General features: G+C 63.3%; 9 protein-coding genes. 4 read left to right on the top strand and 5 right to left on the bottom strand.

All coding sequences use genetic code 11. The annotated features are described in order from the left end of the window. Positions 1-112: 112 nt before the first annotated feature. The 3 genes from ACN6NG_RS22195 to ACN6NG_RS22185 all read right to left on the bottom strand — a co-directional run bounded on the left by ACN6NG_RS22195 (position 113) and on the right by ACN6NG_RS22185 (position 2,149). Positions 113-541 carry an organic hydroperoxide resistance protein gene (locus tag ACN6NG_RS22195; protein WP_474316230.1) on the bottom strand — a complete coding sequence of 143 codons (429 nt, stop codon included), beginning with the start codon at positions 539-541 and terminating at the stop codon, positions 113-115. Positions 542-681: 140 nt separating this feature from the next. Next, positions 682-1,137 (bottom strand): MarR family winged helix-turn-helix transcriptional regulator, encoded by a 456-nt coding sequence (locus ACN6NG_RS22190; RefSeq protein ID WP_016500938.1) that lies wholly within the window; start codon positions 1,135-1,137, stop codon positions 682-684. Between the two features lie 58 nt (positions 1,138-1,195). Further along, positions 1,196-2,149 carry a LysR family transcriptional regulator gene (locus ACN6NG_RS22185; protein ID WP_474316228.1) on the bottom strand — a complete coding sequence of 318 codons (954 nt, stop codon included), beginning with the start codon at positions 2,147-2,149 and terminating at the stop codon, positions 1,196-1,198. A gap of 113 nt (positions 2,150-2,262) precedes the next feature. Between ACN6NG_RS22185 and ACN6NG_RS22180 the strand changes: the two genes are divergently transcribed. Beyond that, positions 2,263-3,012, top strand: coding sequence for a sulfite exporter TauE/SafE family protein (locus ACN6NG_RS22180; protein WP_049275060.1), 750 nt, complete (start codon positions 2,263-2,265; stop codon positions 3,010-3,012). A gap of 55 nt (positions 3,013-3,067) precedes the next feature. Here the strand turns inward: ACN6NG_RS22180 and ACN6NG_RS22175 are convergent, their stop codons facing one another. After that, positions 3,068-3,919, bottom strand: a complete 852-nt coding sequence (locus ACN6NG_RS22175; protein ID WP_474316226.1) for a LysR substrate-binding domain-containing protein — start codon at positions 3,917-3,919, stop codon at positions 3,068-3,070. Between the two features lie 97 nt (positions 3,920-4,016). Here ACN6NG_RS22175 and ACN6NG_RS22170 point away from each other — a divergent pair, with 97 nt between their 5' ends. Next, positions 4,017-4,235, top strand: a complete 219-nt coding sequence (locus ACN6NG_RS22170) for a DUF1127 domain-containing protein (protein ID WP_013971536.1) — start codon at positions 4,017-4,019, stop codon at positions 4,233-4,235. A gap of 304 nt (positions 4,236-4,539) precedes the next feature. On the opposite strand, the gene ACN6NG_RS22165 is transcribed toward ACN6NG_RS22170, so the two are convergent. Beyond that, positions 4,540-5,886, bottom strand: coding sequence for a class II 3-deoxy-7-phosphoheptulonate synthase (locus ACN6NG_RS22165; RefSeq protein WP_474316223.1), 1,347 nt, complete (start codon positions 5,884-5,886; stop codon positions 4,540-4,542). 116 nt (positions 5,887-6,002) lie between these two features. Here ACN6NG_RS22165 and ACN6NG_RS22160 point away from each other — a divergent pair, with 116 nt between their 5' ends. Both ACN6NG_RS22160 and ACN6NG_RS22155 read left to right on the top strand, forming a co-directional pair. Further along, complete coding sequence (locus ACN6NG_RS22160; protein WP_474316221.1) at positions 6,003-6,758, top strand: spermidine synthase; 756 nt, start codon at positions 6,003-6,005, stop codon at positions 6,756-6,758. A 464-nt stretch (positions 6,759-7,222) separates the two neighbouring features. Beyond that, complete coding sequence (locus tag ACN6NG_RS22155) at positions 7,223-8,905, top strand: DEAD/DEAH box helicase (protein ID WP_016500932.1); 1,683 nt, start codon at positions 7,223-7,225, stop codon at positions 8,903-8,905. Positions 8,906-8,918: the final 13 nt, after the last annotated feature.

Below are 8,918 nucleotides of genomic sequence, written 5' to 3'. Positions count from 1 at the left end.
CTTGTGCTGCGAAGAGGCCATTGCAGCCGAAGGTGATCTTTAGCCCTACCGGCCTCTTCGCAGCACAAGGCTGCTCCTACAGAGAATCGCGCAAGCCATCAGATTTACCGCCTTAGACGCTCACATGCAGCCGTACATCCACATTGCCGCGTGTGGCATTGGAGTAAGGGCACACCTGATGCGCCTTTTCCACCAGCCCTTCGGCATCGGCCTGGGCCAGGCCCGGCAGGTTGATGTGCAGGTCGATGTCCAGGCCGAAACCGCCCGGGATCTGGCCAATGCCCACCTTGGCGGTGATCGAGGCATCGGCCGGCAGGGCTTTCTTCTCTTGCCCGGCTACAAATTTGAGGGCGCCGATGAAGCACGCCGAGTAACCGGCGGCGAACAGTTGCTCGGGGTTGGTGCCGTCACCGCCAGCGCCGCCCAGTTCCTTGGGGGTGCTCAGGCTGACGACCAGCTTGCCGTCGCTGGACTTGGATTTGCCGTCGCGCCCACCGGTGGAGGTAGCTTCTGCGATGTACAGCGGAGTGACCTTTTGCATCTTGAGCCTCGCTAATGTGCTGTGCGCTCCCGGTTGAAGGAGGGCGCGGGTTGGTGTGGGATTTAAATTAGCGCGCAATTAATTAGTGCGCAAGATAAATCATCACCGCTCGTCCGAACGGCCATTGCACAGCATAGCTGTCAGAGGTTTTTCTGCAGGTTCTCGCGCAGGTTCAGCAGGTCGGCCTGCAGCTGCTGCAACTGCTCCAGGCTGCGCCCGCTGGCCTTGAGGATGCACTGCGGCACTGCTTTGGCTTGCTGTTGCAGGGCGCGGCCCTTGTCGGTCAGTTGCACCATCACCACCCGTTCGTCTTCCCGGCTGCGGTTACGCTGCAGCAGGCCTTCGCTTTCCAGGCGCTTGAGCAGTGGCGTGAGCGAGCCCGGGTCGGTCAGCAGGTGCTGGCTGATTTCGCCCACGGTCAGGTCGTCGCGCTCCCACAGCACCAGCATGGCCAGGTACTGCGGATAGGTCAGGCCCAGGGCCTGCAGCAGCGGTTTGTAGACTTTGGTCATCAGCAACGAGGTGGAGTGCAGGGCGAAACAGACCTGGTTGTCCAGCAGCAGCTCGTCACAGGAGGCTTGGGTGTCGGCGTTCATGCAGGTCCTTGAAAGTAATCAATGGGAAATTCTGGCACGCTGATCGTTAGTGCGCACATCACTCACGCAGTTCACTGCGCAGGGCCAGGTCCCAGGGTGGAATCGGGCTGAAGCGGCTCTTGAGGAATTCGAGCAGCAAACGGCTGCGAGAGTTCGTTTCATGTTCCAGGCGTAGTGCGTAAATGCCGCTGGTCTCGGCTTCCGGCAGGCCGCCGTCGCAAAACAGCGGCATCAACTCGCCACGCAGCAGGTATTCGCTGATCAGCCAGGTGGGCAGGTGGGCAACACCTAAGCCGGCGAGGGCGCCGAACAACAGGGTTTCGGCATTGTTGGCGGCCATGCGCATGCGCGCGGGGCGGTACAGGCGGGTTTGCCCGGCCACGTTGAAGCGCCAGGCGAACGGCGGTGCCAGGCCGTCCCAGTCCAGGCCATCGTGCCCGGGCAGTTCGCTGGGGCATGTGGGCACACCGCGGCTGGCCAGGTAGGCCGGGCTGGCGCAGGCGATGCGCACCATGTAGGCCAGTGGCGTGGCAACCAGCCGGGTGTCGGCCAAGGGGCCGGCGCGCAGCACCAGGTCGACTTCGCCCAAGTGGCTGCCATGCAGGTCGACGAAGCTGTCGATCAGGCGCAGTTGCACGTCCAGGCCTGGGTAGGCCACCAGGAAGTCGGCGATGGCCGGGGCCAGGTGGCGACGGCCGAACGCGGCGGGCGCGTCGATGCGGATCAGGCCTTCAGGGGCGTTGCTCAGCGATACCGCCTCTGCCCGGGCCAGGCGCAGCTCCTCGATGATGCGCCTGGCCCGTTCGGCAAAGGCATTGCCGGCGGGTGTGGCGCGCACCGCGTGGGTGCTGCGGGTGAACAGGCGGCTGCCGACGGCATTTTCCAGGTTATCGATGCGCCGGGCCACCGCGGACGGGGTCAGCGGATGGCGCCGGGCGGCGGCGGAAAAACTGCCGGTCTCCAGCACATCGAGGAACAGGCTCAACTGGTCGGTGAGGGTATCGGGGCTCATGGCTGCCTTGGTTTTGCGAAAAACGCACAGCCATTGTGCGCTGCTGTGCGTTTCCCCGCCAGCACCCAGCCGTTAGCATGCTCGCATTATCTGTACAGGCGAACGAGGCCCTGATGATTGAGTGGTTGTTGTATATCGTGCTGGGCGCTGCCCTGGGCACCATGGGGGGCTTGTTCGGCATTGGTGGCGGGCTGATCGCGATTCCCGCGCTGGGTGTGCTGTTTGGCCTGGACCAGCAGTTGGCGCAGGGTACGGCGTTGGTAATGGTGGTGCCGAACGTGCTGCTGGCGTTATGGCGCTATCACCAGCGCAACCGCATCGAATTGCGCCATGCCTTGCCGTTGTCGGCGTGCAGTTTCCTGTTCGCCTGGCTGGGGTCGATCTGGGCCGTGGGGCTGGATGCGCACTCCATGCGCTTGGGCTTTGTCGGCTTTCTGGTGGCCTTGGCGGTGTGGAATGTGGCGCGGATGTTCATGAAAGTGTCGCCGCCCAGTGCCGAGCTGCGTCATGCCTGGCCATGGCTGGGCGTGCTGGGCAGCTTTGCCGGTACCATGGGCGGCTTGTTCGGAGTGGGCGGGGCGGTGGTGGCCACGCCGATCCTGACCAGTGTGTTCGGTACCACCCAGGTGGTGGCGCAGGGGCTTTCGCTGGCGCTGGCTGCGCCGAGTACCTTGGTGACGTTGGTGACCTATGGCGTGCACCACAGTGTTGACTGGGGCGTGGGGATTCCGCTGGCGGTGGGCGGCTTGCTCAGCATCAGCTGGGGGGTGAAGCTGGCCCATGCGTTGCCGGAGAAGGTATTGCGGGCGATGTTCTGTGTGTTTTTGGTGGTGTGTGCGGTGATGCTGGGGTTTGAACTGTGAGAATGTGGGGCCGCGTTGCGGCCCATCGCGACGCAAGGCCGCTCCCACACGGTAATTACTTGAACCCTTCAATGATGTAACCGGCCATGCAGTCGGTAATAGGCGATGGGTTCTGTGTGCTGCGTACCAGCATCACATTGGCCACCGGCAGCTGCGGCAGGCCGTCCTGTTCACCTAGTATGCGGATGTTCCCGGTAATCAGGCTTTGCAGCTGCGCCGTCACTGCCAACCCTGCCGTGACAATGGCAAAGATCGCCGCCAGGCTGGGGCTGGTATAGGCAATGCGATAGTCGATACCTTGTGCTTCCAGGGCATTGCATGTCCAGGCCCGGCAGAAGCAGTCGGTATTGAACAGTGCCACGGGCATCGGCCGCTGTTCCTGCGGGCAAAAGCCTTCGGCGGCGGCCCATACCAGGCGCTCCTGGCGCAACAGTTGGCCGATCTCGTTACCTGGCTCACGGGTGACAATGGTCAGATCCAGGTCCTGGCGTAGCATCAGCTGTTTGGACGAGTCGCAATGCACCTCTACCTGCACCAGGGGGTAGGCCTGGGCAAAGCTCGACAAAATGGTCGGCAGAAAACGCATGGCATAGTCGTCGGGCGTGCCAATGCGCACCAGCCCGACCATGTGCGGCATGCGCAGGGTGTTGAATACCTCGCCATGCAGCTTGAGGATGCGCCGGGCATAGCCCAGCAGTACCTGGCCCTCGGCGGTAAGGCGTACCTGGCGGCCGTCGCGCTTGAACAGCTGGCGCTGCAGGATGTCCTCCTCCAGGCGCTTCATCTGCATGCTCACCGCCGACTGGGTGCGGTTGACCACTTCGCCGGCGCGGGTGAAACCGCCTTGCTCGGCAATGGCGACGAAGGTGCGCAAAACGTCCGCATCGAGGCTCTGGTACTGGGACATTGCATCAATCTCCGAGATGCATGGCATCAGAAACATTCGTTGGATTGATCTTAAGCCCGGCGCGAGACTGAGGCCATCCAACACGGAGGGCTTCACGATGAAAGGTCATGTCAGCAGCATCCAGCAACCTGCCTTTTCCCTGAACCACCTGTGGCATGCGGCCCTGCAACGCCCGGCGCGCTGGCTGCAGCTTTACCGCCAGCGCCAGGAGCTGGCCAGCCTCAGTGACGCAACCTTGCACGACCTGGGGTTGAGCCGGGCGGATATCCAGCAAGAGGCCGAGCGGCATTTCTGGGATGATCCGCTGAGGAAGTGAGTGTGGGGCGGGGCGCCTGGCTTGAGTTTTGTGGCGACCGGGAGATCGAGCGCCGCCCGCGCGGCGCATCGCGAGCTGCGCTCGCTCCTACGTTTGTTTCGGGCCAATGATTCCTGTGCGATTTTCGCGCGAATGCCTTGGCGCATGGCTCAATGTCGCGTCGTACAGACAAGGCGGTCGCGCGCGCCTGTCAAAGGCGTTACTGGCCCGAAACAAACGTAGGAGCGAGCGCAGCTCGCGATGCGCCGCGCGGGCGGCGCTCGATCTCCCAGGCGCCACAAACCTCAAGACATGCGCCCCAGCCTCACCGCCGTACTTGCTTCAACGTCTCGGCAATCAAAAACGCCAGTTCCAGCGACTGATCGGCATTCATCCGCGGGTCACAATGGGTGTGATACCGGTCAGACAACGCATCTTCGGTGATCGGCCGGGCGCCGCCGATGCATTCGGTGACGTTCTGCCCGGTCATCTCGATATGAATGCCGCCAGCATGGCTGCCCTCGGCCTGGTGCACCTGGAAGAACTGCTTCACCTCATCCAGAATCTGCGCAAAGTCGCGGGTCTTGTAGCCGCTGCTGGCCTTGATGGTGTTGCCGTGCATCGGGTCGGAGCTCCACAGTACCTTGCGCCCCTCGCGCTCGACGGTGCGGATCAGCCCCGGCAGGTGATCGCCCACCTTGCTTGCGCTCATGCGCACGATCAGGTTCAGGCGCCCGGGGTCGTTGGCCGGGTTCAGTGTGTCGATCAGGCGGATCAGCTCTTCGGGGTTCATGCTGGGGCCGACCTTGACCCCGATCGGGTTGTGCACGCCGCGCAAAAACTCCACGTGGGCGCCGTCGAGCTGGCGGGTGCGGTCGCCGATCCACAGCATGTGCGCCGAGCAGTCGTAGTAGTCGCCGGTCAGGCTGTCCTGGCGCACGAAGGCTTCTTCATAGTTCAGCAGCAGCGCTTCGTGGGCAGTGAAAAAGCTGGTTTCGCGCAGTTGCGGCGCGCTGTCCAGGCCGCAGGCACGCATGAATGCCAGGGTTTCGTCGATGCGGTTGGCCAGTTGGTGATACTTGTCGGCCAGCGCCGAGTTGGCGATGAAGTCCAGGTTCCACTTGTGCACCTGGTGCAGGTCGGCAAACCCACCTTGGGCGAAGGCGCGCAGCAGGTTGAGGCTGGCAGTGGACTGGTGGTAGGCCTGCAGCAGGCGCTCCGGGTCGGGGATGCGGCTTTTCGGGTCGAAGCCAATGCCGTTGACGATGTCGCCGCGGTAGGCGGGCAGGGTGATGTCGCCAATGGTTTCATCGCCCGAGGAGCGTGGTTTGGCAAACTGCCCGGCCATGCGGCCGACCTTGACCACCGGGCAGCCGGCAGCAAAGGTCATGACGATGGCCATCTGCAATAGCACCTTGAAGGTGTCGCGGATTTTGGCCGCCGAGAACTCGGCGAAGCTCTCGGCGCAGTCGCCCCCTTGCAACAGGAAGGCGCGGCCTTCGGTAACCTCGGCAAACTGCCTGCGCAGTTCGCGCGCCTCGCCCGCAAACACCAGCGGCGGGTAGCTGGCCAGGGTCTGTTCGACCTTCAGCAGGTGCGCGGCATCGGGGTAGGTCGGTTGCTGCTGGATCGGCAGTGCGCGCCAGCTGTCAGGGCTCCACGGTTGGTTCATCTCGGGCTCGGTCTTGTAGGTTATAGGCTATAGGCCATGGTAACAGTTGGCGCTGCGCTTGTTGCATCAAGGGCGTTGACGGACAATGCGCGTTTTTGCGCGGGTAGGTGGTAAGCATGACGGCGGAACGGGAAGAGCGGCTACTGGCACGGGTAGAGGACGCTTTTGGCGTCATCAGCGTGTATGAAGTAGACGACTACCGCTTTCTGGAATTCGGCGATGCCATCGAGCAGAGCTGCGTGTTCACGGCCGACCCCAGCTGGCTGGAGTACGACTACACCCGCGCCATGCTGGTGGGGGCGCTGTGCCATGAACAGCCGGAGAGCGCGTTGTTTCTCGGCCTGGGTGCCGGCACGCTGACCCAGGCGTGCATGAAGTTTCTGCCGCTTGAAGACATCGAGGCCATCGAACTGCGCCCGGACGTACCGCGCCTGGCCATGGAACACCTAGGCCTGGATGACGACCCTCGTTTGTATGTGCGCATCGGTGACGCCATCGAGTTGCTGCCCACGGCAGAAAAGGCTGACTTGTTGTTTGTCGACCTGTACACCGACCACGGGCCGGGCGTGGGGCACCTGGCGTGGAATTTTCTGGAAAACTGCCAGCAGCAGCTGAACCGGGGTGGCTGGCTGGTGATCAACCAGTGGGCCACCGACGACGGCAGGCCGCTGGGCGCAGCGTTGCTGCGCGGGTTGTACCACCGGCATTACTGGGAGCTGCCGGTGAAGGAGGGCAATGTGATCTTGCTGGTGCCGGCTGACCTTGAGCAGACGCTGGACCTGGAGGGGCTGCGGGCCCGGGCCGAAGCGCTGGCGCCGCGGTTGGGGTATAGCCTCGAAGGGTTGATCCGCGAGATTCGACCAGCAACTTGAACGCCTGACGCGGTCATTTGTGGGAGCGGCCTTGTGTCGCGATAGGGCCGCAGAGCGGCCCCGGCAATCTATGCGGCGTAGCTAAAATCCTGGGGGCGCTTCGCACCCCTTCGCGGCGCAAGGCCGCTCCCACACAGATCGGGTGAGGCTTCTGGGAATTATCGATTCAGCGTGGATTGATTGATGGCCCGGTAATGGCTTTGCACCCTGAAAAAATTCCTCACGGCTTCCGCTATTTCGGGTATAGTACGCGCCGGTCTTTTAGCGGGCCGCAAAATCAGGTGGTGCAAATCCTCCGAGTCCAGCTTCGGCTGCACGTCCGCTAGGCGGACCTTCCCACGTTTTCTTTTTCAATCGTTTTCGCAAATCCCCGCCGCCAAAGCTGCCTGGGTGACCTGACGGTCTTTCAAGGCATGTGCAGCTTTGGAGCATGGGTCTTTGCGGATGCACCTAGAGGCAGACCCATGACCCAGGAAACCGGCGGCTTCGCCGCTCTCGATCTTAATCCGAACATTGTTGCTGCTGTTGTGGCTACCGGCTACGAAGAGCCGTCCGCCATTCAGCAACAATCGATCCCGATCATCCTCGCCGGTCACGACATGATCGGCCAGGCGCAGACTGGCACCGGCAAGACCGCTGCCTTCGCCCTGCCGATCCTCAACAAGATCGATGTGAGCAAGCGCGAACCGCAAGCCCTGATCCTGGCGCCAACCCGTGAGTTGGCGCTGCAAGTTGCTACCGCTTTCGAAACCTACGCCAAGCAGATGCCGGGCGTAAACGTGGTTGCCGTATACGGTGGTGCCCCGATGGGCCCACAGCTGCGTGCAATCCGCAACGGCGCGCAAATCGTCGTGGCCACCCCAGGCCGTCTGTGCGACCACCTGCGTCGTGACGAAAAAGTCCTGTCCACCGTGCAGTACCTGGTACTGGACGAGGCCGACGAGATGCTGAAGCTGGGCTTCATGGATGACCTCGAAGTGATCTTCGACGCAATCCCGGCTACCCGTCAGACCGTACTGTTCTCCGCTACCCTGCCGTCGTCGATCCGCTCGATCGCCGAACGTCACCTGCGCGAGCCCAAGCACGTCAAGATCCAGACCAAGACCCAGACCGTTACCGCGATCGACCAGGCTCACCTGATGGTCCACGCCGACCAGAAGATCCCGGCTGTGCTGCGTCTGCTGGAAGTGGAAGAGTTCGACGCGCTGATCGCCTTCGTGCGTACCAAGCAAGCCACCCTGGACCTGGCCGCCGCGCTGGAAGCCAAAGGCTACAAGGCTGCTGCGCTGAACGGTGACATCGCCCAGAACCAGCGTGAGCGCGTGATCGACTCGCTCAAGGATGGCCGCCTGGACATCGTCGTCGCCACCGACGTCGCTGCCCGTGGCCTGGACGTACCGCGCATCACTCACGTGTTCAACGTTGACATGCCGTACGACCCGGAGTCCTACGTGCACCGTATCGGCCGTACTGGCCGTGCCGGTCGCGAAGGCCGTGCGCTGCTGCTGGTCACCCCGCGTGAGCGCCGCATGCTGCAGGTGATCGAGCGTGTGACCGGGCAGAAAGTTGCCGAAGCCCGCCTGCCGAATGCCCAGGCCGTGCTGGATGCCCGTATCAAGAAGCTGACCTCGAGCCTGGCGCCGCTGGTAGCCGAAGCAGAAGCCACCCATGGCGAACTGTTCGACCGCCTCACCACTGACCTGGGTTGCAGCGCGCGTGCCCTGGCTTCGGCCCTGCTGCGCAAAGCCACCAATGGCCAGGCGCTGGACCTGGCTGCGGTAGAGCGTGAGCAGCCGCTGGTGCCGGGCGTTGGTGCCCCGCGTGGCGAGCGTAGCGAGCGTCCTGATCGTGGCGAGCGTCCTGACCGTGGTGACCGCGAGCGCCGTGCGCCGCTGCCACTGGCCGAAGGCCGTGTACGTTGCCGTACCGCCCTGGGTGCCCGTGACGGTATCGCTGCCAAGAACCTGCTGGGCGCGATCCTCAACGAAGGTGGCCTGGCGCGTGACGCCATTGGCCGTATCCAGGTACGCGACAGCTTCAGCCTGGTCGAGCTGCCGGAAGACGGCCTCGAGAAGCTGCTGTCCAAGCTCAAGGACACCCGCGTGGCTGGCAAGCAGCTGAAGCTGCGTCGCTACCGCGAGGATTGATCCTGGCGCACTA

The organism is Pseudomonas sp. TSO6 (genome assembly GCF_056098905.1).
This window is presented reverse-complemented; position numbering and strand designations above follow the sequence as displayed.